This window comes from Kordia zhangzhouensis, from assembly GCF_001005305.1.
GTDB classification, from domain to species: domain Bacteria; phylum Bacteroidota; class Bacteroidia; order Flavobacteriales; family Flavobacteriaceae; genus Kordia; species Kordia zhangzhouensis.
Genome location: NZ_LBMH01000012.1, coordinates 37,425 through 63,252, shown reverse-complemented (window position 1 = coordinate 63,252; position 25,828 = coordinate 37,425). Strand labels below are relative to the sequence as shown.

The window sequence follows — 25,828 nt, the reverse complement described above, 5'->3', positions numbered from 1 at the left end:
ATAATCGTTTTTTTTTTATGCTTCTCTTGAAGGTGCGATTGGCAACTTGTGTTGATTACAACTACATGTTGGATCGTCACAATCCGCCGTTCTATGGTTTAAGTTCAAGTCTCCTTTAAATCCTCCTAAAAGAGTTTCTTTTTCATGAACTTTTAATACTTTTATTTTCTTGTTTGTTTTCATCTGTGTGGTTTTAAAGTAATTACGATACAATATAGCCATTATTTTGACACTGTGCGAGTTTTGAGCGATTTTTTTCCAATCTATATCCATAAACTACAACATTTCGGTGGAGTTTTTTATCCTTTTTTAGTGACTATGTACATCGTTTTGAGTGTGAACTTTACTTATTTTGATAGGCTTCAAAATTCATCTTGATATAAATAGAAGGCATAAAAAAACTCCTCAAGTTGAGGAGTTTTGTAGTATTTAATTACGTTTTATTTTCGGTTTGTGTTTGCCTTTTTCTGTGCTTCGGCTTGCTCCATCATTTCCTGCATTTTACGTTGGAAACGGTTTTGCTTTTTAGGTTTTTTCTTATTTTCTTCAATTTGCGCATGAATCTTATCTTCATCAATGATGTAATTTTTGATGACTAACATGATTCCGATGGTAATTAGGTTCGACACAAAATAGTACAAACTTAATCCACTTGCGTAGTTGTTAAAGAAGAATAACATCATTAGTGGAGAGAAATACATCATGTATTTCATCATTTTGCTCATGTCAGGCATTCCTTCTTGCGCAGGTTGTTGTGCTGCCATTTGCTGACCTGTAGTCATACGCATGTAAAAGAATATTGCTACAGATGCTAAGATTGGGAATAAACTGATGTGATCTCCATATACAGGAATGTTAAATGGAAGTTGTACAATGGTATCATAAGAAGATAAATCTTCTGCCCACAAGAAACTCTTTTGTCTTAATTCAAATGCCGAAGGGAAAAACATGAAGAGTGCATAGAATACAGGAATTTGCATTAAGGCTGGAATGCATCCTGCCATAGGACTCACACCTGCTTTGCTGTATAATTTCATTGTTTCCTGTTGCTTTTTCATTGCATCGTCCTTGTATTTTTGGTTGATCTCATTAATCTCTGGACGAATGACCTTCATTTTTGCTTGTGACAGGTACGATTTATACGTAATTGGCGACAATAATAAACGCACTAAGATTGTCATTACAATAATTGCAATACCTGCTGGTAACATGGCACTTAGCAATCCAAATAACGGAATTAGGAAATAACGGTTAATCCATCCAAAGATTCCCCAACCTAACGGAACAATTTCGTCTAGGTTTCTGTCGTACGCTGTTAAGACATCGTAATCAGTCGGACCATGATATAAGTCCATAGTGTAATTCAACTCACCTCCTTGCAATTCTAAAGGTACTGTAGTGGAGAAGTTTTTTAAGAATTCAACATCTTTTTCAGGCATTTCACTGTCTACAATATTTTCTGTAGAAATTGTTGCCGTTTTAAACGCTTGATCGGTTAATAGTATTGATGAGAAGAAGTGTTGTTTGTAACCTAACCAAGTGACATCGTTGATTTTTTCTTCATCTGTACCTTGTCCTAAATAGCTATCTTTTCCTTCGTCATATTCATAATGTAAGTCTGTATAGCGATTTTCATATGTAACACTTTTAGCATGTCTGAAACTTTTTAGTTTCCACTCCATATTGATTGGCTGACTTCCATTGATTACGCCATTTAATCCTTGCGAACGTACTGTAAAGTCGATCATGTAATCGTCTTTCATTTCGTATCGATACTCTAAGAATTTGTTGGGAGCTACTTTTAGTTTCATAGAAAGTACCTTGCTATCTCCATTTTCTGTAAAGGTTGGTTCAAAAGCAAGATCTTTTGTATTGATGACACGATTATCGGCTGTTGTTAAGTTAAGTCCAAATGAGGCATTCCCATCTTTTACTAGGTATACTGGCAATGAGTCATACGTCACTAAAGGTTCAAAATTACCTTTAACCATTTGTCCTTTAACCTGTGCTTCAACAATTTGACCACCTTTGTTACTAATTTTTAAAGACAGTAATTGGTTTTCAAGCGTTGTTACTTCTTCCGCAGATACTTTATCGGCGTTGTATCCAAAAGCACCAAGTTTATTTTTGTAGTTGGCAACTTGTGTAGAATCTGTCAAGTCTAACGTAGCTTCTTGTTCTGCAACTTTATTAGCCACAGTAGTTTGTGAGTTGACTTGTTCTGTTTTGGCTTTTTCTGCTTCTGCAGCCGCTTCTTCTTCTGTAGGTTTTGTAGTATTGAACCAAAAAACTGCAATTAAAGCTATTAAAGCAAATCCTATAAATTGTTTGTAATCAAACTTGTTTTCTTCCATCTAATCGTTAATTTATACTAATCTCATAAAAAGGCATCTACAATTAGGTAGACACCTTTTATGTGCTTTTGTTACTCAAAAAAGTATCCAATTTGTCTTTTTATGCCAAACTGGCATCTTGTTGGGCTTGCGCATGTGTTAAAGCAGCCTTTACAAAAGCGACAAATAATGGATGCGGATTGGCTACTGTACTTTTGTATTCTGGATGGTATTGAACACCTACAAACCAAGGATGTGATGGCAATTCGACAATTTCTACCAAACCAGTTTTCGGATTTAACCCTGTAGCTAATAATCCTGCTGTTTCTATTTTTTCTTTGTAATCGTTATTAAATTCATATCTATGGCGATGACGTTCTAAAATCATTGATTTCCCATATATGTCATACGCTCTACTTCCTGCTTTCAATTCACATTCCCATGCTCCTAAACGCATCGTTCCTCCTTTATTTTCTACATCTTTTTGTTCCTCCATCAAGTTGATTACTGGACTTGCTGTTTTAGGATTCATTTCTGTAGAGTTGGCACTTTCTAAGCCCAATACGTTTCTAGAGAATTCAATTACTGCCATTTGCATTCCTAAACAAATACCCAAGAAAGGTACATTGTTTTCACGCGCATATTGTACCGCTTTGATTTTCCCTTCTATCCCTCTATCTCCAAAACCAGGTGCTACAAGAATTCCATCTAAATTTTTAAATGTATTATTGATGGTTTTCTCTGTAATATGCTCTGAGTGAATAAACTCTACCTGTACTTTGATTTCGTTTTCAGCTCCTGCATGAATAAAGGCTTCTAAAATAGATTTGTAAGAATCTTGTAATTCGACATATTTTCCAACCAAACCAATAGTTACGGTATCTGTTGGATTTTTAAGCTTTTGAAGGAATTTATTCCATTGAGACAAGTCTGGAGTTTCCTCTTCTGTGATTGCTAATTTTTTTAATACAACGGTATCTAATCCTTCTTGCAACATTAAGTTAGGCACATCGTAAATCGTTTCTGCATCAATTGATTGAATAACAGCTTCACGTTTTACATTGCAGAATAATGCTAGTTTATGACGCAATTCTTCAGAAAGTTCATGTTCCGTTCTACATACCAACACATCTGCTTTGATTCCGCTTTCCATTAAGGTTTTTACAGAATGTTGAGTTGGTTTTGTTTTGAGTTCGCCCGCAGCAGAAAGGTACGGCACTAATGTCAAGTGGATTACAATTCCGTTGTTTTCTCCTAATTCCCAAAGCAATTGACGCACTGCTTCAATGTAAGGTAAAGATTCAATGTCACCTACGGTTCCTCCTATTTCAGTAATCACAATATCATAATCGCCCGAATTACCGAGAATTTGGATACGTTCTTTAATTTCATTCGTGATATGTGGAACTACTTGTACCGTTTTACCTAAAAACTCACCTCTACGCTCTTTTTCTATGACACTTTGGTAAATACGACCTGTTGTTACGTTATTTGCTTGTGAAGTAGCGACATTTAGAAATCGTTCGTAATGTCCAAGATCCAAATCTGTTTCAGCGCCATCATCCGTTACATAACATTCGCCATGTTCATACGGATTTAGTGTTCCTGGATCAACATTGATATAGGGATCTAGTTTTTGAATGGTGGTTCGATATCCTCGTGCTTGTAACAATTTCGCTAGAGAAGCAGCAATAATACCTTTTCCCAATGAAGAAGTTACACCGCCAGTAACAAATATGTATTTGGTGTTTGTCATTCGTAATAGTGTGTTGTGTTGTTGTATTCGGCGGCAAAAGTACAAAGAAGAATTTATAATTACTAAAGGTTGAATACCTATTTTTTAAGTGTATTCAACCTTTGTATTTTTTAGTAATAAAACTGATTATCAGCAAGCTATATCACAACTCTTGGTTACTCTTCGCCTTCATCGGAGGTATTTTCGTCCTCATTATTTCCTTTTATGATTCCAATTGCTGTATTGATGACTGTATGTAAGATGCTGTTTTTTAGATGTCCTAACTTAATTTTTGAAACACCTGCCGCATATAATCCTTTGAGAACAACAAGATCTTTTTGACTTTCTATTAACCATTTATAATCTTGAATAGTTAAATTTCCTTCTGCTAGTAAAGTTGTCCAACGTTCTAATTTTTCTTTGGAAGCATTTAAAAAATCTTGTACATCTTTTTTTGCTTCAGATTTAAGGTCATCAAATTTTGCTCCCATGAGGTCTAGCAAATTTCCTTTGATTTCTTTTAAAATATCTTTGAATTCCATTGTTGAGTCTTTTAGTGTTATTGAATTCCTAATATGGCTTTTAATTTATTTTCTGCAGCAGGATCTTTTTTGCCTTCATACTCAAGAATTAAGTTTAAAGCTTCTTCCACTTGTCCTTTAGCTTCGGTTACAAAAAAACTAGATAATTGTCCTTCATTTTTCCATCGCTTTAGAAAACCTGCAACAAGGTTTTTTTCTGGATTGGCAATCATTTTCCACATGGCGTAACTGATTTGATTGTTGGGTTTATTTTTTTCATATTCAACCATTTTGTCCAATTCAGTTTCAAAGTTTTCAATCGCTGCTTTTTGCGACTCGTACGAAGAAGTTGCTTTGTCCATCAAGCGTAGAGCATCTACTTTTAGTTCGGTTCCTTTTTGATACGAATATTGATCAAAAGCCGCCGTTCGCAAGGAGGCGCAAGAGGTAACTAACAGCAATAGCAAAGCACTTAGGTATGCTGTATAATAACGTGTTTTCATGTTGTTTTGGTTATAGATTAGAATAATTCTTTTTGTACTCGTTTGATTGCTTCTATATGATAGCGAATGATTTTTGAACGTCCTTCACGTGTCATGAGAATGGATTTACATTCTTCTTCATTGTCCATAAAGAAGTTTTCTGTTAAAATAGCTGGCATTTTGGTACGTTTCAACACATAAAAGTGCTGTTCTTTATCCAAATCACCATCAGAAAAATCTGTTCTTAAACGACGCTCAGGAAAAGTCCTTTTGTACTCTTCTCCAAAAACAGTGGCAATTTTATCGCTTTTTGTGTCTCCTACCGAGGTAAATACTTCGCTGCCGTGTCCGCCACCTGCATTGGAATGTACACTGAGATAAAAACAATTTCGAGCACCAAATTTATTAGCTCTTTTTACGCGAGTTTCTAGTGTGACATCTCTATATTCAGGAGCTAAGTTTACATACGGAATTTGCAGTGTGGTCAATTCTTCAATAATTCCGTTAACAATTGCGCGATTGAATTCTCCTTCAAAGAGTTGCGAACCATCGTTCCAAATGGGAGAACGTTTCCCTGGAGTTTGATAAATTCCATTAATCAATCCACCATGACCGTTGTCCAGCAATACTATCATAGTTGTTTGTTTTTAAATAAAAAATCCTTTTACAAACTATACCAAGTGTATTGATTTTACGTATATTTTTTTTTGTAAAAGGAGGATTTTTAAAGGTATGGAATATTTCAAGAATGCCGAAAGGGGAAAAACACCTTTTCCGTCTTTGCAGGTTAAATATGTATGAATGTATGGTGGACGTTATTAGAATTTGAATACCTACGTTACATATGTATTTTGAGAATAGTATTGTTTGTATCTAACAAAAGCTATCTGTTTCTGAATATTCCTGAGAAACAGATAGCTTCAATAGTATTTGCTCAAAAAGGTCTTTTGAAAGGTTAAAAACCTTTTTATTATTTAACAATCTTCAGTATAATCAGCTACGCATATCATCCAATTATATGTTTTATTTGGACAATCACAGCTGTCTACACAACTACCTCCTAGTCCTTCTGACACAGCCGGAGTTATAGTAACTATCGTTGTCGTAATTTTAGCGCCTCCTGTTACTTCGTTTAATTTACTAATCGTTTCTTTTTGAAAACTCAGTTTTTCAATACTTCTTTTTTTCTTCATAATAAATGTTTTAATGTTAGCTAAAACTCATAGGTATTCTGAAAGAATGATAAAATTTCGATACGCAATGAATGCATCAAATATATCTGCATAAAAAACTCAAACGCACTATTCATAAAGCTTTGTGATAGATTACCACAGAAATAGTGATGAATTAAAAGTACGATGTGATAAAATAAGACGTTTTTGGGATGGTTTTTTACCAACTACACCTATACATTTATATTCCCAAATATACTTATATGGACTAGGCTTTGAAGTAATAAATCCGTCTTGTGTGATATTCTGAAATTCTTATTTATGAAACTGCTTCTGGATATTACGAATTAATGGTTCTAATCCATTGATTTTGATATCTAGCATTTGCTCCAATTGCTGCCCTAACTTTCCTTTCGGAAATCCTTTTTGACGATACCAGATGAGATAAGCTTCTGGCAAGTTTACCAAATACCGGCCTTTGTATTTACCAAAAGGCATTTTGGCATGCGCCAATTCTACCAGCAGTTTTTGCTGTGATGCTTTATCGAAAGGATTGTTCATTTTACTTTACAGGCTTGTGATATTTTTCAAGTTTTTTAAGTTCAGAAGTAATTTTATTTTCCCATTTTAGTTGTCCTTCATAGTTACGGGAATAATCAGAACCTTCATCATATGCATTTTGCATAGCTCGTAATTCTTTGTTGACCTGATCGTATATTTTGGAAATTTCTTTTTGGATATTCTTTGTGAATTTAGTGTTTTGGATGCGTTTTCGAAGTTTTCGGGCATGTAATTCTGTGATATCAAAATGCAATTGTTCATGTCCAAGTACTGTATCATTAACTCGCTCTTTGAGATACCATGATTTTTCAGGATAGAATTGCGCTATCACTTGTGTGGTATATTCAATTTTATTACTGTTAGAGAATGTTTTGGCACTGTACCCGTAGGTAATTCCAGAAGCTGTTATCGCAACTGCATCTGAGTCATAATCTGGCGTGCCTTCAAAGTTTCCCCAATGCAATTTTTGATCTTTAGACCAAGTAATGGTTTCTTCACTTTGAACCAATAAGAGTAAACAGATAGCAGTTAAGTATTTGTACATTTATTTCCAATGAAATTCAACAATCTTTTCTATGTCAGGATGAAGACTGTAATGTACAGGACATGTTTTTGCGGTATGTTCAAGTATTTTTTTAGTTTTTTCATCAGCCTCAAACGGAAGATGAATGTGTACTTCGATTTTTGAAATTCGTCTTGGGTCAGAAGCCATTGTTTTTGTAACCTCAGCCGTAGTATTTGTCATATCTACACTGAGTTGTGAAGCTTTAATTCCCATTACCGTCAACATACAACTTGCGAGTCCTGTAGCAACAGTATCTGTAGGAGAAAACGCTTCTCCTTTCCCATTATTGTCCGTTGGCGCATCTGTGATGAATTCATTTCCAGATTTTATATGTGTAGAAACTGTACGAAGGCTTCCTGTATATGTGACTTTAGAGGTCATAGCTTTTTTATTGTGTTTTTACTTCTTTTAGTTCTAGTCCATCATATTTTACGATATAAACTCCTTTGTTATAGAATCCTCCAAAGAGTTTTTTGTCGTAATCAAATTTGTTTTCAACGTAACTTGTTTCAGCACCAGAACGAACACTTTTTGCCAAGTTTGGATCATATGCTAATCGAAGTAATATGTCGAAAGTGATATCAAAACCGCGAGTGGCAATAACACTTGGTGATATATTATATACACGCTTGTATTGCTTTACAAATTTATTATCGTAAGATGATGGTTTATCAATTGATGGATAGTGAAAACTCAAATTTGCCAAGTGTGTATTATATATATTGTCACTATTATCATAGTTATTGTTTCTATCTGTAGTTAACAATACAATTTTTCTGTTCCTTTTTGAATACGAATTAAGAACAGAGGTTGTATTGGCAATTAAAGAAAGGTCATCTGATTCTAAAATTACCCAATTTTCTATATCTTCTTTGAGCAATGGTAGAATTTTTTGAGGCTTGATATAGTTACCTTCTTCTGGGTTAAAAACAGTAGCATTAGGTAAAGCTGATCGTAGTTTTTGTTTTATCTCCGCTTTATTATTACCAACAATCAAAATTACATTTTTATCTTGCCCATTCTTTCGGATAAAATCTAACATTTTTTCCTGCAATAGTTCTTTAGCGGGTACACTTTGATATACGTTTCTATGATTTACTTCTATACTTGATAGTGGAGATATTACTGGGATGCCATCAGATTTTAATTCAGACGCAACCACTTCGATATTTGAATCTAAAATTGGACCAATAACAGCATGTGTCTCAGAAAAATCATAACTTCCAACCGCTTTACGCGTTCCTTCTCGATTTCCTCCATTGTCAATTACTTTAACATTTACCGAAAAACCAAGTTTTTTAATAGAATCTAATGCCATTAAAGAACCTGTATAAAAATCTGTAGCATACGCTAACAAACGATCTTTTTTGAGTTTTTCTTTGGTTTGGCTTACTGAATCCATGTTCATTTCATTCAATTTGAATGGCAACATGATTACTATGTTCGATACGTTATCGGCACTTGCATTTTCTAAGAAGTTAAACTTATCGACAATTACTGCTCCGACAACATCCAAATCGTCTGATTTATTTACAGGAAGTTTTAGCACCATTCCTGCTTTAAGTCCTTCTTTTAATGCTGGATTTAAATGAATAAGCTCGTCTTCAGAAACACCTAGTTTTCGAGTAAGTGTATACATTGTTTGTTTTGGCTTTACATTGTAAAACACATATTTTTCTGCGCTTGCAACTTTAGGTTTTTCTTTGCGAATTGGCAATTTGATTTCTTGCCCAATTTTAAGTCCTTCTTTAATTTCAGGATTTAGCGATTCAAGCTCTTCAATAGTAAGTCCATAGCTATGAGCAATTCCCCATTTGGTTTCCTTTGCTTTGACGATATACGTTTCAAAAGAGTCCTTTTCGTCTTCCGTTTTTTCTTCATCTTTTTCATCTGTAGAAACAACCGTTTTAGAATCCTTTTTCTTTTTGTATTGAGGAATTGCTATTCGATCCCCTTTTTTTAGTCCTTCTTTCGCTACTTTTTCATTGAATTTATTAATATCTTCAATTGTAACACCATATTTTTTTGAAATACTGTATAAGGTTTCCTTTCTGCGTACTTTATGATTTACAAATGTAACTTCTACATTTTTGGAAGTAGTAAGAGATTGAGAAGGAATAACGAGAATATTATTTTTACGAATTCCGCCTCTCGCTTCAGGATTTAATCGAATAATATCACTTGCTGTAACATTATATTGTTTTGCAATACTTTCAATCGTTTCTCCACGTGATACCTTGTGACTTTTGTATTGTTGTGCCTTTACTGCACAACTAGATAGTATCAGTATCAAAAAAAATCCTAAGAGCTTCTTCATTCGTTCTTTTATTAGTTTATTATTCCCATTCAATGGTTGCAGGCGGTTTTGAGCTAATGTCATACACTACTCTATTAACGCCTTTTACTTTATTTATTATATCATTGGATACTTTTTGTAAAAAAGCATAGGGTAAATCTACCCAATCTGCAGTCATTCCATCAGTACTTTCAACAGCACGTAAGGCAACTACTTTTTCATACGTTCTTTCGTCTCCCATTACTCCAACAGAGTTAACAGGCAGTAAAATTGCTCCAGCTTGCCATACTTTATCATACAGTTCCCATTTTTTCAATCCGTTGATAAACACAGCGTCAACTTCTTGTAAGATACGAACTTTTTCAGCAGTAATATCTCCCAAGATTCGAATTGCCAATCCTGGCCCTGGAAACGGATGACGTCCTAACAATTGTGAATCCATTCCCATAGACGCTCCTACTCTACGCACTTCATCTTTAAAAAGTGCTTTTAAAGGCTCTACAATTTTAAGTTTCATAAAATCTGGCAATCCTCCAACATTATGGTGACTTTTTATGGTGGCGCTAGGACCTCCTGTAGCACTTACACTTTCTATCACATCAGGATATATGGTTCCTTGTGCTAACCATGTTACATCTTTTATTTGAGCCGCTTCATCATCAAACACTTCTATAAAAACACGCCCAATAGCTTTGCGTTTTTGTTCTGGGTCGCTCAATCCTGCTAGTGCATCCAAAAAACGTGCCGAAGCATCTACGCCTTTTACATTGAGTCCCATTCCTTCGTATTGTTTTAGGACATTGGTAAACTCGTCTTTACGCAATAACCCATTATTTACGAAAATACAGTATAGATTTTCTCCAATGGCTTTATGTAATAACATTGCTGCTACACTTGAGTCAACTCCTCCAGACAATCCAAGTACAACTTTATCATTTCCTAATTTCTCCTTAAGTTCTTCTACGGTTTCTTCTACAAAAGCATTGGGTGTCCAATCAGGATTAACATGAGCAATATTGATAAGAAAGTTTTCTAATAATTGCTTTCCATCGGTTGAGTGGTACACTTCAGGGTGAAATTGTATGGCATACGTTGTTTCGCCTTCGATTTTGTAAGCTGCATTTTCCACATCGTGTGTGCTTGCCAAGAGTTTTCCATTAGTTGGTAAACTTTTGATAGTATCACTATGGCTCATCCATACCTGACTACCTACTGAAATGTTGTTGAAAAATGGTTCATTTTCTTGTACAAAATTCAAATTAGCTCGCCCGTATTCTCGTGTATTAGATTCGGCTACTTCTCCTCCAGAAAAATGCGCCAAATACTGTGCTCCGTAACATACAGCTAGTACTGGTTTTTGACCACGAATGTTGCTCAAATCAGGATGAAAAGCATCTTTGGAGCGTACAGACATTGGACTTCCAGAAAGGATGACAGCCTTGTACTCGTGAATTTGGGTTGGAATTTTGTTGAATGGGTGAATTTCGGAATAGATGTTCAACTCTCGAACTCTGCGCGCAATTAATTGTGTGTACTGCGATCCGAAGTCTAAAATTAATACCTTGTCGTGTTGCATATGCAAAAGTAGTATTTAGATTTTACTTTTTTGCGCTTGCGTTGAAGATTTTTTCACAGGATATTCACAACAATTTCAAGGTATAGAAGAGTCTTTTTTTTTATACTTACAATTCATAAATTACAAGAATAAACCCTTCTACCTCTTTTGTGTTTTCGCTATCTTGAAAAAAGATTTTTTAATTTAATTAAAACATAAAATCATGAAAAAAAAGAATTTGAAATCATTAAAACTGAACAAAAAATCGATTTCATTAGTAACTCAAATTAAAGTTGCTGGAGGAGGAACCCATTATAATACTGGATGTTTATCTTGTGCTGATACAACAGCAGATCCTCCTGGAACTCAGTATTGGAGTTGTAATACATTATGTCTTGAAATATGCAAGCAAAAACCTAAGAAAGGTGATTAATTTCATTAGCGAACTTCGGTTCGCTTTTTTTTCTTTCAAACAATTGTAAAAGTTGCCTTAAATAATTTCTTAAACAACACCTGCCATTTTACAGATTTACAACTCTAACACCAAAAATTCACTTTGCAAGGGATGTAAATGTTCCACTAATGTCGGAATGAGATTTTCTCCATATACTTCATAAAACTCTGAGAAATTGAGTCTTCTTTCCTGTAAAGTCCCATTAGGGAATAATTCTTCCTGTATTTCTCTACTACGATCAGTTTTGTCTTTTAACACTCTTTTTTGAGCTCTCAATAATCGTTTTTCCAAATGCATCAAACCTTTGATTTGTTTTTTTTCTTGAGCCGCAACCGCTCCTAAAAATGATTTATCTGTTTGCTCTGCTAGCTCGTATAATTCTTTAAATTGTGCTTGTAAATGCTTTTTTTGCGATGTAAAATCAATATTAATTTCACTTAATTCTTTTACTTTTTTGGCTACAAAATCATCTTTTGAAAGAAACAAATCTCTATTAGATACCTGAAGTTTCTCCATTTTTTCAGATTGTTTCTTCGTTTTAAGTACCACAGAATTTCTCAATAGTAACATGGGAAATGTCACCTCAACAGCTTCAAAATATTTTTTTAATTCAAACCAATAGGCTAATTCACCTCCGCCACCAATGTAACATAGATTAGGCAAAATAACTTCTTGATATAATGGTCGCAATAAAGCATTCGGCGAAAAACGCTCTGGATGTTTATGAATTTCTTCTTTTAGTTCTTCTCTATTCCATTTTACGGAAGTGTTCAATACACTGTAACGATCATTTTTTTCCACGATTCGCTCGCGAATTCCCTGTTGAATATAAAATAGATTGATTTCTCTAGGATTGACTTGCACTTTATATGATTCATCTACACTTGTGAGTTTTTCTGCTGTTTCAGCTACGTTTCTATACGCTGTTTTTTGAAACAGTTCATTCTCAATATAAGGAATAAATAAACGCTTTAATTCAATGTCATTCCCATCTACAATTACCAATCCATATTTTTTGAATAGTTCATTGGCTATATATCGTGTAGCTTCGGCAAGATTGGCGTGTTTAATATAACCATCTTCAAAAAGCGATTGTAAATATTTAGCATTGTCTCCGCTTCCTAGCTCTTTTGAAAATTCTTGTAGTATTTCGTTAAGTCCTTCTGTGGACAATTCTCCAACAACACCACTAGCTTCTCTATTCCAACGAATTTTTTTCCCTTTGAAATTGAAGAAACTTATTTCCTCAAAATCGTGATCTTCTGAAGCCATCCAATATATAGGAACAAAATCGTAACTAGGATATTTTTCCTTGAGTTGTTTTGTCAGATTGATTGCAGAAATGATTTTGTAGAGAAAATATAATGGTCCCGTAAATAAATTAAGCTGATGTCCCGTAGTAACAGTGAATGTATTTGTTGATGATAGTTTGTGAATATTTTCTAACGTCTCATCAGATGCTTTTATCGTTTGATATTGATTCCGTAATGCTTTTGAAAGGATTTTTCTTTGAGAAACCTGTGTCAATTGCGATGTTTGCTTTTCTTCTATTTGCGCTTTAAAGTTTTCTATTTTTGGAAAGCGATGATAAAAAGGTGTTATATTTTCTTTTTCAGCTACATAATCACATATCATAGATGAAAAATATCCAGTTTCATTGTAGGGAATACATTCGGTTGGCATAGCTATTTGTCAAAAAGTTTTAAGTTGTAAAGATATAGTTATTTAAAATGTGATTTTCTCAAAGTTTCGTTAAGAATTGCAAACATGTACAATTACGGTTTTACCATACACCTAAAATAATAGGTATTTGTATCTTACCTTAGTAACTATAAATTCGCAAATCATGAAAAAACGAAACTTAAAAAAGTTATCCATCCAAAAACAACTCATTGCCAACTTTAAAGCCGCTACAATTGTTGGTGGTGCTCCTACTAATGGCAAAAATTGTGAGCCAATTCCGCCGCCACAATCAGATCCTTGTGTGACACTTGCTACCTGTTTATGTACAATTGACGCAGGATGTTTGTTAACATTTGAAGTTGATATTGATGGCAATTTTATTTGTTAGTAATTAAATGATAAAATATGTAAAGAAGCTACTGTTACGGTAGCTTCTTTTGATTTATTTAGTTAGATTTGGTGTTTATCTAACTTATCATTTGTAATGAGACGACATTTTTTTACTTTACTTTCACTTTTCTTCATTTCATTCTCTGTTTTTACACAAAACACCCAATCTCCTGAAACGTTTTTAGGATATGAATTAGGTACACGATTTACAAATCATTATCGTGTGGTTGATTATTATCAGCATTTAGCGAAAACTTCTGAGATGGTACAATTAGAAGAATATGGAAAAACAAATGAACATCGTTTGTTACAAATTGCGTATGTTTCTACTCCTGAAAATTTAAGAGACATAGAAAACATTCGTAAAAATCACTTAGCAAATGCAGGGTTGGCCACTTCCAAAAATACCGCTAGCAAAGCAATTGTTTGGTTAAGTTATAACGTTCATGGAAATGAGTCATCAAGCACTGAAGCTTCTATGAAAACGATTTATGAATTGATTACTGCAAAAAAGGAATGGTTACAAAACACCATTGTCATTATTGATCCTTGTATTAATCCTGATGGTCGCGATCGTTATGTCAATTGGTATAATCAAGTAGCTAGTACTCCGTATAACTCACACCAAAAAGCCACAGAACACAATGAACCTTGGCCAGGCGGTCGACCAAATCATTACCTATTTGATTTGAACAGAGACTGGGCGTGGGCCACACAAGTAGAAACACGTCAACGTTTGAAAGTATATAATAAATGGTTGCCGCATATTCACGTAGATTTTCATGAACAAGGAATAAACGAACCTTATTATTTTGCGCCTGCTGCCGAACCTTTTCATGAAGTAATTACTGATTGGCAGCGTGATTTCCAAACGCAAATCGGTCAAAATCATGCGGGTTATTTTGATAAAGAAGGTTGGTTGTATTTCACGCGAGAGCGTTTTGATTTGTTTTACCCAAGTTACGGAGACACCTATCCAACATTTAATGGAGCTATCGGAATGACGTACGAACAAGCAGGTCACGGAAGAGCAGGATTAGGAATTTTAAATGATGAAGGAGATTTGTTAACGTTGAAAGATCGCATTTTACATCATCATACCACTGGCTTATCAACCGTAGAGATTTCTTCAAAGAATGCAGACAAACTTAATTCTGAATTTAAAAAATACTTTAGTAATACCCATTTTACCTATAAGAGTTATGTATTAGAAGGTAATGAAGATCGTCTCCATAAACTAGCAGAATTGTTGGACAGGCATGAAATTAAGTATGGCTTCACTTCCAATACTACTGTAAAAGGGTTGGACTATGATAGCAATGCGCAAAAATCTAATGCTGTCTCTTATGGACTTGTTGTTAGTACAAATCAGCCAAAAGCCACTATGGTGAAAGTTTTGTTTGAAAAAGATGCAAAATTGAGCGATTCACTAACATACGATATTACCGCTTGGAGTATTCCGTATGTCTATGGATTGAAAACAACTGCTTCCAAAAGTTTGATTGCTCCAAATGCCAACCAAAAAACATACACAACGAGTTTTAATAAAGTTAATTCGACGGCTTTTATAACTCCTTGGAATAGTATTAAAGACGCCGCTTTTTTGAGTGATGCATTGCAAAACGGAATTCGTGTACGATTCACTGAAAAACCGTTAACTACTAACGGACAAACATTTGCACAAGGCTCATTAATTTTCACTAAAAGTGATCATAAGAATAAGGAAGATTATACCAAAACACTAATGAATCTTGTTGAAAAACATTCTATAAAACTAACCAGTTTATCTTCAGGTTTTTCAGATAATGGTGTTGATCTTGGTTCTCCTGATATTAAAGAAATAAAAATGCCAAAAGTAGCTGTCATGTCAGGAAAAACAACAAGTTCTCTTGGTTTTGGTGAGTTATGGTACTTTTTTGAACAAGAACTGAAATTTCCAGTTACAAATATCAATTCCGATGATTTTTCAGTAAGTTCTTTGAACGCTTTTGATGTACTTGTGTTACCTAATGGAAATTACCGTTCTATTTTTGATGAAAAGCAAATAAAAGCACTGAAAAATTGGGTGTCACGCGGAGGAAAAGTGATTGCTATTGGACGTGCTTTAAACACCTTTGCAGATAAGGAAGGATTTGGACTTTCTAAAAAAGAAGACGATAAAGATGTTGACAAAAGAATTACTTCATATGCTAGAAATGAACGAGAAAATATTTCAAATTCTATAACAGGAGCCATTTTTAAAACAACAGTTGACAATACACATCCGTTAGCTTTTGGATATGATGACACTTATTACACGTTAAAGCTTGGAAATAACGCTTACAAGTATCTTGAAGATGGTTTTACCGTTAGCTATTTAGAAAATAAGACTCCTGTCGCTGGATTTGCTGGTTACAAAGCAATAGAAAAAATAGACAAGACATTAGTTTTTGGCGAACACAGAATTAAGAGTGGCAGCATGATTTACATGGTTGACAATCCTATGTTTAGAGCATTTTGGGAAAATGGAAAACTATTCTTTGCGAATGCAATCTTTTTGGTAAACAACAATTCGTTTGAATTGTAGGATTAGACGCATTTAGTATTTAAAATTTAACATCTAAGAAACTGGTTCACCATACAAGTCAAAATCTGCTGCATCTATGATTTTTACATTAACAAACTCACCTTGCTTTACATAAAATTTCTCAGCATCAATCAATACTTCATTATCAACATCAGGTGAGTCAAACTCAGTACGTCCCACAAAATAGTTGCCTTCTTTTCGATCAATAATACACTTGAAAGTCTGGCCTATTTTTGCTTGATTCAGTTCCCAAGAAATTTGTGACTGAATCTCCATAATTTCATTGGCGCGTTGTTGTTTCACTTCTTCCGGAACATCATCTTCCAATGCATAGGCATGTGTATTTTCTTCATGTGAGTATGTAAAACAACCTAAACGTTCAAAACGCATCTCTTCTACCCATTCTTTTAGGGTTTGAAAATGCGCTTCTGTTTCTCCTGGATATCCTACAATCAACGTAGTGCGAATAGTCATATTAGGAACCGCTTCACGAAATTCTTTTAATAGTTTTGTTGTTTTAGCTTGATTTGTTCCTCTGCGCATTGATTTCAAAATATCATCTGCAATGTGTTGTAATGGAATATCTAAATAATTACAAATTTTAGGTTCTTCATTCATAACTTCCAACACATCCATTGGGAAACCTGCGGGAAATGCATAATGCAAACGAATCCACTCAATTCCCTCAACTTTTACCAAAGCACGTAATAATTCGGCAAGATTACGCTTCTTGTATAAATCTAACCCGTAATACGTTAAATCTTGTGCTATTAAAATTAACTCTTTAACACCTTTCGCAGCTAGTTTTTCAGTTTCTTCAACCAATTCTTCAATAGGTGTCGATTTGTGCTTTCCTCGCATTAATGGAATTGCACAAAATGAACACGGACGATCGCAACCTTCTGCAATTTTTAAGTATGCATAATTTTTAGGTGTTGTCGTTAAACGTTCTCCTATCAATTCATGCTTATAATCGGCTCCAAGTGCTTTTAATAATTGTGGCAACTGTGTTGTGCCAAAATACTGATCTACATCTGGAATTTCAGCTTCTAAATCTGGTTTATAACGCTCACTTAAACATCCTGTTACAAAGACTTTATCAACGATACCATCTTCTTTTTTTTGAACGTAATCTAAAATCGTATTGACACTTTCCTCTTTGGCATTATTAATAAATCCACAAGTATTAATTACCACGATATTTCCTTCTTCTTCATGTGCTACTTCTTTCCCATTTGCCTTCAACTGTCCCATCAATACTTCTGAGTCATACACATTCTTAGAACATCCAAGTGTAACAACATTGATTTTATTTTTCTTTAAAGTCTTCGTTCTCATATCCAAAAAAATTCAGTGGACAAAGATACAATCTAATTTAAACCTTTGGTATATTTAATAGTCTTAAAATAAAAATCTAGCTCATGAATCGTCTGTTTCTTGTACTTTATTCCATTGCGTTTGTTTTATTTTTAAATTGTACTTCCGAAGACGTTACTGAAATTCCACCACAAGAAACACCCATTTCGACAGATACTTCACTTTATTTTCCGCCACTAAATTCTGATGTTTGGGAAACTGTTTCTGCAGAAGCGTTACAGTGGAATACCAATAAATTACAACCTCTTTTAGAGTACTTGGAAGAAAAAAACACTAAAAGTTTCATCATTTTACATGAAGGAAAGATTGTAGTGGAAACTTATTTTGATGGACATTCTGCAACATCGCCTTGGTATTGGGCGAGTGCTGGCAAAACACTTACTACAGCAGTTGCAGGAATTGCTCAAGAAGAAAACTTGATTGATATCAACCACAAAGTTTCAACGTATATCGGTCCAAATTGGACAAATGCTCCTTTGGAAAAAGAAAATCTGATTACATGTAAGAATTTACTATCCATGACCTCAGGATTGGATGATAGCTTGGGCGATGGAATTGCCCCTGAAGATTTACAATATTTAGCCGATGCAGGCTCTCGCTGGGCTTATCATAGTGTTTTTGTAAAAATGCAAGACGTAATTGCTGCTGCAAGCAATCAAACTTGGGATGATTATTTTGATTCTCATTTGAAAAATAGAATTGGAATGACTGGAACTTGGATACAAACTGAAACAGCTAATGTTTACTGGAGTACTACACGAAGTATGGCTCGTTTTGGCTTATTGATGGCTGCCAAAGGAAAATGGGAAAGCACACAAATTATTCCCGAAGGTTTTTTAAATGAAGCCACTTCTACTTCTCAAAACATTAACAAAGCCTACGGATATTTATGGTGGATTAATGGAACGAGCTCTTACCGATTACCACAAACACAATTAGAGTTTGAGGGTGTATTGATTCCAAATGCTCCTCAAGATATGTATTGTGCTCTAGGAAAAAATGATCAAAAAATTTATATTGTTCCTAGCAAAAAACTGGTCATCATCCGAATGGGAAATGCTGCAGATACTGACAATTTTGCTTTGTCAGACTTTGACAATGCTCTCTGGGAAAAAATCAATTTATTGATTAACTAATCCTAGATCATGCTTTTTGAGATATTTCTCACTTTTTTTCTATCTGAAAATCACGTATTTGTACGTTTATCTATTTCTTTTTTCTGCTATAATTTAGACACATAAACCTTAATTACTAGCCAATATGAAAGGAAACGAAACACTTGCCGGTTACGACATGGTGCTGGCCTTATCGCAAAATACCATTAATTATCAATTTTCACAATTATATAAACGAAACATCATTCATAAAAAATGGGGTGTTTTAGGAGGAAAAAATACTGATGGAAAAGATATCCACATTACAGAACAAGATGCTGAATTTAAACAAAAAATAAAAGATTGGATTAGCCTTCAAAATGACATCGAAAAAGCTCGAAAAGACAATAACTGGGAGGAGATTGGCAATCTAATGAAACGTAGGGCTTCCGAGAATTTGAACCTTACTTTTGGCTGGGACTCCACTTTAGCAGCACCTGAAGTCAGTTTTATAAAAGACAACACCAAAGAAGTATTCCTTGAAATACGTTTTAAAACAGGAAAACTTTATTACAGAGAAGAAGAAACCAAAGCCATTACTGTTTTTAATTTAAAAGATTCAGTTTATGCATTTAGAGTTCCTATTGGACAATTGAAAGTTAAGAAAGAACAGATGATTTTAGATGCTGGGGAAAGTGCTGAAAAAATCATTAGAGAAAGTGGTTTGTCTTATGAAGATTTCACCATTCAAAGTCTTTTTTTAAACTTTGAAAATGCCAATATTTCAAATTTTGATAAATCAAAAAGCACCTTACCTTCAGGAAGTAGTGAAGCTTTTCAAAATGCAATTGCCAACTACTTTAATATGACTGTTTCTGGAACTGACAATCCATATGTTTTAGGATATGGAATTAAACGCAAAAAAATAAAAGCTTCAGAAAAAGCGATGTTTCAACCTACTTCATTAGGCTTTTCAACTTCATATAGTAATAAGAATAAAAAACCAGGTGATTTTAGTGCATTAAACTTTTTAATGATGCTAAACGATACCAAGCCTCCTACAACTACAACCGCAGGAATTCTTCCTAAAAGCTTAATTGAACTAGGCAAAGACACTAGTAGCTCTACTGATGGTGTATTTTCTATTCAAGGAAATCATTTCAACACGTATCTAAAATCGTTAGATGATTATGTTCAAAGCACATTTACAAATTTAGAAGGTGTGCAACTTAAACACGGATTTCAAAATAACGTGATGGTCTTAACAAGGCATCAAAAGAAAAAAGATGATACGATAGACACTACGTTTACCATTACCAAAGAATCAGTAAAAAATAATAGTAATAATTCAGGAATTTCTGTACGCTACAAAATTGAAATTCATGTAACCGTAAAAGTACATGCTTGGTTTATTGAAGTTGGGAAAAAAACCTTATCTACAAATGGAAAATATACCAAAGATGAAATTAAGAAAAAAGGTTCTCCTGGTTATTTAGATTTCACTATCAAAGCTGGGAAAACGGGGCGTTTTGATTTAGATCACAAACTTACAGAACCTAATATTGCGTTTGACGAAAATCCTAATTTATTTGGACACGGTTTCTGGAATGATTTACTGAGTATTCTTACCATCTTTATCTCATGGATTATCCTTACCGTAAAAGCCATTGTTAATCAAATTGCTACTGACTTAGGAAAACAAGGAGCAGGCAGTTCTAGTGCATTGATTAAAAAACTCAATGCTATAGATGTATTAAACCAAACTAATAAAGTGATTCTTCCGCTTGGAAAAGTATACGCCTTTAAAAATTTACGCATTGAAAACAAAGAAGATATTGTTGCTTATGATATTGCATACGCGCCAGTAATTGAAAAATAAAAAATATCATGAAAGTAGATCCAAAATTTCAAATCTCAAAAGATGACAAGGTCACTGTAGATTTTAAAAGCGAATTGATGCAAAATTATTTTCCAGAATCTGCTATTGAAGCTGGAACCACTATTCGTTCATTAATGGTTACACCCGAACAACCTTTTATTTTTTGTTTAACGAAAGACAAACAATTACAAGGTATTTTACGTTCAGAAGGCTCTGCTTCTGGATGGATACAATTGATATTATCCAAAGGAGAAGTTACTTCCTTTGAATTAGAATATAACACAGAAGAAGATTATTTTCAGATTGCAAAAGTAGAAGATAACAAAGTGTGGGTTTCAGATGAAATTCCATTGGATACTACACAATTTGAAACGCTCGACAAAAGCCTTTCGTGGTCTTCAATGCAAGCAGTCAATACTAACGAAGTCATCAATAAAGTATCAATTGGGATTGAAAAAATAGTTTTTTCCACAACTACCAAAGGGGAAGATGCTAAATATTATGTAGCCAATTTAGATGATTTGACACCTAAACCTTGCACGCTTTTTGAAAATGGAATGAAAATTATTCAGTTTGAACTTGGTAATTTTCAGTATACGAATGGTGTTTTTATGCTATATGATATTGGAAAAGAACGCTCATTTGTATACCAATCGTTTCCAGATGAGCGCTATGGAAAAACAACTAAAGCGCGTTTTGACGAAGAAAAAGCTATTAATTGTTTTGCGTTAGTAGAATCTGACGATACTAACGATATTGTATACGGTGCTGGAAAAAATATTCATCAATATATTTCTGGTATCGAAGAAGATACGGTTGATGTTATAAAAATGCCTGGAACTTTTGAAGAAATCAAAAGAATACGTGCAGCTCGAAACGGAGACCATCATAGTGTTTGGTCATTAAATGAAAAAGGATTGCACTATCAAAACAATCAGTTTTTTGATCAAAATTTACAACAATTTATTGACAATCAATGGACACATCCTATTGTGATGGCAAAAGATGCTGAGCAATTTTGTTGTGTAAAAGGCAAAGGTATTCGAAACCGATTATTTGCTATTAACACAAAACACGGAAGCGAACTTACACAGCTTTGGCAAGATGCTACCACTACATTATGGAATAAAAACACACTTACAATTAAAGGCATTGATAGTTTAAAAGAAGTTGAATCGTATTCAGCACATATTCAATTTCGAAGCAAAGCCACAAAAACTTTTCAAGACTTACAGGTACGACTAAGTGCCGAAAGCAATCTTTTTGTGTATGTAAATGGCGAAAGTTATCATATTGGTCCTGATCATGAAGTAAGCATTCCGCTAGGTGTTTCTGCAGAGTTCACTGTAATTTGTCCTGTAAAAGATATTGCTTCAAGTAATATTATTCTCAATGCTAATTTCTTAAAAAAACCTGTTGCAATTAACTTGTCTGAACAAGTTCTGAGGAATCTTGAAGAAAAAGTGACCTCAGGAGAAGCCTTGGCTAATGCACGCAAACAAAACGGTAATTTATTAGTTGCCAAAGGGACTGATCCAGCTCTTTTAAATAGTGCTGCAAATGGTATCAAAGAGATGTTATCAGTTGCCAAAACAGTAGAAAATGGCACTGCTTTTTCTAGTAATTCTTTCGGAATAGGAACATCCAACCAAACAACTGCAGCGAGAAGTATTGTAAATTCTTCTAATATTCATCAAGGATTGACCTTAGGAGACTTTTTACATTCTGTTTGGGATAGCACCAAAAAGGCGTTCGAATTTGTAGTTGAAAAAGTAAAAGATGGTGTAAAGTTCATAATCAAAATTGGAGAACAAATCTTTAATTGGATTGTGAAAACAATACGTGAAATTGGACATTTTATTCAGAAAATATTTGATGCGATTAGCGTGTTTTTTAAAGATCTTTTTGAGTTTTTAGCATTTTTGTTTGATTGGAATTCGATTGTAGAAACAAAAAATGCTTTTAAAGATTTTACCAACGAAGCTATTATCTGTTTAAAAAACGAAATCAAAAACATACGTAAATATGTAGATGATACTCTTGACAAACAAATTGAAAAGTTTTCTCCCGAACTGGTTGACATTCCCGATTCACTTCACAAAGCAGATCCTTCTCAACCTTCCAAAGAAGCTCCTGCCGATCCTCGAGCAAATTGGTTGAACTCAAAAAAGAATTATTTACATGACAGCTCTGGCAAACCTATCAAATCGCAAATTCCAACTGATTTTACTGATGTTTTTCAATCATTTACAAGTCAATTAAAGGAAATTTTAGTCAAATCTGGAGAAGGGTTTAAACTTCAAGTAGATATAATTTTTGATGGATTTAAAAAGATGATTCAAGGCGAACTTACATTTTTAGAGTTTTTAAAGTTACTCTTGCATAAACTTGCAGGATTGAGTTTATTTCTTGTAAAACAGTTGATGGATCTTATTTTTGTATCTCTCGACACCTTAATCAGTATCGCACAAGTTGGACTGAACAAACAATGGGAAATTCCAATCATTACGCCGTTGTATAAAGCGGTTACCAAAAGTGACGAACTAACATTTTTGGATGTCATGTGCTTATTTGTTGCCATTCCAACTACAATTCTTTATAAAATTGGTGAAGGAAAAGCTCCTTTTGGAGAAGGAAAAACCAAAGAAGAATTCATCAATAGAGGTAAAACTATTTTTCAACTAAACTTAAACTAAACAATCATGACACAAGAAATAGATAATACAGCAGAAAATACCTTGGATGATGTTGATAGAATATTTGCTATTGGTGGTTTAGCAATTTCAGGACTTGGACTTTTATTTTATGCAGCAGAAGAAGTTGCCGATAGTACCGAAACCGATTTAGGCATTGTAGGATCAATCAGTAAAACAATATCAATACTAGGTTTAGTTGGCACGTTTTGGTCCATGGGCTTATTATATCATAGAAAGATCGAAATTCCAGCAGTGATTAAATGGATTTTAATTCCAATTATCGTATTACATATTTTAGCACTAGCACTAGTTATAGCCATGCTAGCACTCAATACAACTAGTGTAGTAAAGGTTGGCAAATTAGCTTTAAAATATGTAAAACCAGCTATTTGCTCACTTGGAGCAATCGGATTGATTATTGCAATGGCTGTAATGCCTAAAAAGCTTTTAAAGATGAGTTATATAGGAAAAGTGATTCATTATTTACCAGCAGGTTTAGGGTATCCTCCAATTAATAAAAATATATTTTATGCATTGGTAATTTTTGTTCGTGCTGGCGGATTAGTTACATCATTAGCTGGTGGAATTATTGAAATTGTTTCAGAATCTGAAGAAAACAAAGACACTACAAAAAATATAGAAGAATAATTTCTTTATCTACTTTTAAAAATATCTCAATAGATATAACTTCTAAAAATAGATTATAAAAAACGGAACACTAAATAATTCTAGGTGCTCCGTTTTTTTTTAGAAACGCATAGCTTATTTCTACTTATAATTTTCAGGCATTTTCCGTTTTAAAGAAGCTTGTTCATATACATATGCCCATTCTAGCAGTAATTTTTCAGAATAAGGTATACTAATAAATGTAAGTCCTTTAGGTTCTCCTTTTTTTGTATATCCCATCGGAACAGTCAATGCTGGATATTCTGCCACAGCCGCATAAGCGGCATGATAATTATTGATAGATAAAACTGCGTTTAAATTGTACTTTTCCATTGGTGTGTTAAAAAAAGTTTTTCCATTTTCATGCAAGACGCTCTTTATTGCCGAAAATTCTTCTTCTGTAGCATTATCGTTTACAATTCCATAGAATAATTTTTGCCCATATGGCATCGTATTGACTGAATCTTTTTTATTGAAGTTAATTACATCTTCTACTGATTTGAACGAAAGTGATTTGCTTCCGTGTTTCGTAAAATACTCAGGCAAATCCTTTTGCATATCCAAGTTCAAAAGATTGATAAATTTTGGCAACTGTATTTCTTCTTCAGGAATTTCCACAATTTCAGCTCCTTGTTCTTTGAGGATTTCGATTGCTTTTACATACAATGTATCTTGTAGCAAGCGTGTAAAAGCGCCAAAACGTTTTCCTTTTACAGAACCATTCTCGTTTTTAATTCGTTCATAATAATGACTTCCATGATATTTTAACGAAATACTTTTAGTATCGTTTGAATCAAAGCCATATAAGGCTCCTAGTAAAATTGCATTATCAACAACGTTTTTTGTCATTGGTCCTGGTGTGTCAAGCGTGCTTGAAATTGGAACAATTCCCGAACGGCTTAATAAACCAATGGTAGGTTTTAATCCTACAACTGAATTCTGACTTGAAGGTGATAAAATTGATCCTGCCGTTTCTGTACCAACAGCTGCAACAGCAAAGTTGGCAGCTATAGCTACTCCACTTCCAGAGCTAGATCCGCCAGTATCAAAAACTTTTCTCCCGTAAGGGTTTAACGTTTGTCCACCAATAGCACTATAACCGCTTGGGCAATCACCACAGAAAAAATAGGCCCATTCACTTAAATTTGCTTTTCCTAGAATGATAGCTTTATTATCTTTCAATTGTTTGGTAATAAAAGCGTCTTTGGTAGTGTTATTTTTAAGCGCAATAGCGCCTGCAGTGGTTGGCATAACTTCCGTATTGATATTATCTTTCAACAGTATAGGCATCCCAAAAAGTAACGGTTTTAATCGTTTATTGAGAAAGTCACGATCTCGCTGTTGTGCTTCTGCTACAGCGTTCGGATTGATACTAATTATAGAATTAAGAGAAATATTATTTTCTCGATCGTATTTTTTGATTCTATATAAGTAAAATTTGACTAACTCTTCATATGTAAAAGCTCCCTTTACCCTATTTTTATGAAGCTCTAGTATGTTTTTCTCAAGAATATATGGCTTTAACCGTTCATGATCTGTCTCACTAAAGTCCTGTAACTGTATATCGAGTGCATTGTCATAATATTTTGAATCTACATTTTTTGAGTCCAACACTTTAAACTCTCTAAATTCTTTGACACTGATATCAGAAATATTATTTTCTGTACTTACTTTTTTTTGCGTGTGGCAGGAAAATATTGAAAATAGTGCCACAAACCATATAATTTTCTTCATTATAATGCGTTATTTTTAGATATAAAGATACAATCTTATTGGGTAATTGTCTGTAATTCTTGTTTTTTT

Annotated in this window: 22 protein-coding genes; 7 read left to right on the top strand and 15 right to left on the bottom strand. The window is 34.0% G+C overall.

All coding sequences use genetic code 11. The features are described 5' to 3' along the window. Nucleotides 1–15: 15 nt before the first annotated feature. The 12 genes from AA088_RS15270 to guaA all read right to left on the bottom strand — a co-directional run bounded on the left by AA088_RS15270 (nt 16) and on the right by guaA (nt 11,241). A complete protein-coding gene (locus AA088_RS15270; protein WP_157547262.1) occupies nt 16–183 on the bottom strand; it encodes a hypothetical protein in 168 nt (55 codons plus the stop codon). A 257-nt stretch (nt 184–440) separates the two neighbouring features. Then, a complete protein-coding gene (gene yidC, locus AA088_RS15265) occupies nt 441–2,354 on the bottom strand; it encodes a membrane protein insertase YidC (RefSeq protein WP_046745899.1) in 1,914 nt (637 codons plus the stop codon). A 100-nt stretch (nt 2,355–2,454) separates the two neighbouring features. Continuing rightward, nucleotides 2,455–4,089, bottom strand: coding sequence for a CTP synthase (locus AA088_RS15260; RefSeq protein WP_046745898.1), 1,635 nt, complete (start codon nt 4,087–4,089; stop codon nt 2,455–2,457). A gap of 155 nt (nt 4,090–4,244) precedes the next feature. Then, nucleotides 4,245–4,610: a hypothetical protein gene (locus AA088_RS15255; RefSeq protein WP_046745897.1), complete on the bottom strand. Its 366-nt coding sequence runs from the start codon at nt 4,608–4,610 to the stop codon at nt 4,245–4,247. A gap of 17 nt (nt 4,611–4,627) precedes the next feature. Beyond that, nucleotides 4,628–5,092, bottom strand: coding sequence for a hypothetical protein (locus AA088_RS15250; RefSeq protein ID WP_046745896.1), 465 nt, complete (start codon nt 5,090–5,092; stop codon nt 4,628–4,630). A 17-nt stretch (nt 5,093–5,109) separates the two neighbouring features. Then, the gene (locus AA088_RS15245) at nt 5,110–5,706 is read right to left on the bottom strand and encodes an N-acetylmuramoyl-L-alanine amidase (protein ID WP_046745895.1); all 597 of its coding nucleotides are present in this window, start codon (nt 5,704–5,706) and stop codon (nt 5,110–5,112) included. A 339-nt stretch (nt 5,707–6,045) separates the two neighbouring features. Beyond that, entirely contained in the window at nt 6,046–6,264 is a 219-nt protein-coding gene (locus AA088_RS15240) for a class I lanthipeptide (RefSeq protein WP_007094728.1), read from the bottom strand. Between the two features lie 294 nt (nt 6,265–6,558). Beyond that, entirely contained in the window at nt 6,559–6,804 is a 246-nt protein-coding gene (locus AA088_RS15235; protein WP_046745894.1) for a DUF3820 family protein, read from the bottom strand. Between the two features lies 1 nt (nt 6,805). Further along, nucleotides 6,806–7,348 (bottom strand): DUF922 domain-containing protein, encoded by a 543-nt coding sequence (locus AA088_RS15230; RefSeq protein WP_046745893.1) that lies wholly within the window; start codon nt 7,346–7,348, stop codon nt 6,806–6,808. Further along, entirely contained in the window at nt 7,349–7,750 is a 402-nt protein-coding gene (locus tag AA088_RS15225) for an OsmC family protein (RefSeq protein ID WP_046745892.1), read from the bottom strand. A 7-nt stretch (nt 7,751–7,757) separates the two neighbouring features. Beyond that, nucleotides 7,758–9,749: a LysM peptidoglycan-binding domain-containing protein gene (locus tag AA088_RS15220; RefSeq protein WP_082106794.1), complete on the bottom strand. Its 1,992-nt coding sequence runs from the start codon at nt 9,747–9,749 to the stop codon at nt 7,758–7,760. Beyond that, complete coding sequence (guaA, locus tag AA088_RS15215; RefSeq protein ID WP_046745891.1) at nt 9,706–11,241, bottom strand: glutamine-hydrolyzing GMP synthase; 1,536 nt, start codon at nt 11,239–11,241, stop codon at nt 9,706–9,708. Before guaA ends, AA088_RS15220 begins: the two co-directional genes overlap by 44 nt. A 202-nt stretch (nt 11,242–11,443) precedes the next feature. Between guaA and AA088_RS15210 the strand changes: the two genes are divergently transcribed. Beyond that, on the top strand, nt 11,444–11,653 hold the full coding sequence (locus AA088_RS15210; protein ID WP_046745890.1) for a hypothetical protein: 210 nt from the start codon (nt 11,444–11,446) through the stop codon (nt 11,651–11,653). 96 nt (nt 11,654–11,749) lie between these two features. On the opposite strand, the gene bshC is transcribed toward AA088_RS15210, so the two are convergent. Next, nucleotides 11,750–13,357 (bottom strand): bacillithiol biosynthesis cysteine-adding enzyme BshC, encoded by a 1,608-nt coding sequence (gene bshC, locus AA088_RS15205; protein WP_046745889.1) that lies wholly within the window; start codon nt 13,355–13,357, stop codon nt 11,750–11,752. 163 nt (nt 13,358–13,520) lie between these two features. Here bshC and AA088_RS15200 point away from each other — a divergent pair, with 163 nt between their 5' ends. Then, complete coding sequence (locus tag AA088_RS15200) at nt 13,521–13,745, top strand: hypothetical protein (RefSeq protein ID WP_046745888.1); 225 nt, start codon at nt 13,521–13,523, stop codon at nt 13,743–13,745. 96 nt (nt 13,746–13,841) lie between these two features. Then, entirely contained in the window at nt 13,842–16,313 is a 2,472-nt protein-coding gene (locus AA088_RS15195; RefSeq protein WP_046745887.1) for a M14 family metallopeptidase, read from the top strand. A 33-nt stretch (nt 16,314–16,346) separates the two neighbouring features. Here AA088_RS15195 and rimO read toward each other — a convergent pair whose 3' ends face one another. Further along, nucleotides 16,347–17,651 carry a 30S ribosomal protein S12 methylthiotransferase RimO gene (gene rimO / locus AA088_RS15190; RefSeq protein WP_046745886.1) on the bottom strand — a complete coding sequence of 435 codons (1,305 nt, stop codon included), beginning with the start codon at nt 17,649–17,651 and terminating at the stop codon, nt 16,347–16,349. 83 nt (nt 17,652–17,734) lie between these two features. Between rimO and AA088_RS15185 the strand changes: the two genes are divergently transcribed. From AA088_RS15185 to AA088_RS15170, 4 genes are all read left to right on the top strand, one after another. Continuing rightward, nucleotides 17,735–18,826: a serine hydrolase domain-containing protein gene (locus AA088_RS15185; protein ID WP_046745885.1), complete on the top strand. Its 1,092-nt coding sequence runs from the start codon at nt 17,735–17,737 to the stop codon at nt 18,824–18,826. A 124-nt stretch (nt 18,827–18,950) separates the two neighbouring features. Next, on the top strand, nt 18,951–20,663 hold the full coding sequence (locus AA088_RS15180) for a hypothetical protein (protein WP_046745884.1): 1,713 nt from the start codon (nt 18,951–18,953) through the stop codon (nt 20,661–20,663). An 8-nt stretch (nt 20,664–20,671) separates the two neighbouring features. Further along, nucleotides 20,672–23,359: a hypothetical protein gene (locus AA088_RS15175; RefSeq protein WP_046745883.1), complete on the top strand. Its 2,688-nt coding sequence runs from the start codon at nt 20,672–20,674 to the stop codon at nt 23,357–23,359. A gap of 6 nt (nt 23,360–23,365) precedes the next feature. Next, nucleotides 23,366–24,007 carry a hypothetical protein gene (locus tag AA088_RS15170; protein ID WP_046745882.1) on the top strand — a complete coding sequence of 214 codons (642 nt, stop codon included), beginning with the start codon at nt 23,366–23,368 and terminating at the stop codon, nt 24,005–24,007. Nucleotides 24,008–24,127: 120 nt separating this feature from the next. Here the strand turns inward: AA088_RS15170 and AA088_RS15165 are convergent, their stop codons facing one another. Further along, complete coding sequence (locus AA088_RS15165) at nt 24,128–25,759, bottom strand: amidase family protein (protein WP_046745881.1); 1,632 nt, start codon at nt 25,757–25,759, stop codon at nt 24,128–24,130. Nucleotides 25,760–25,828: the final 69 nt, after the last annotated feature.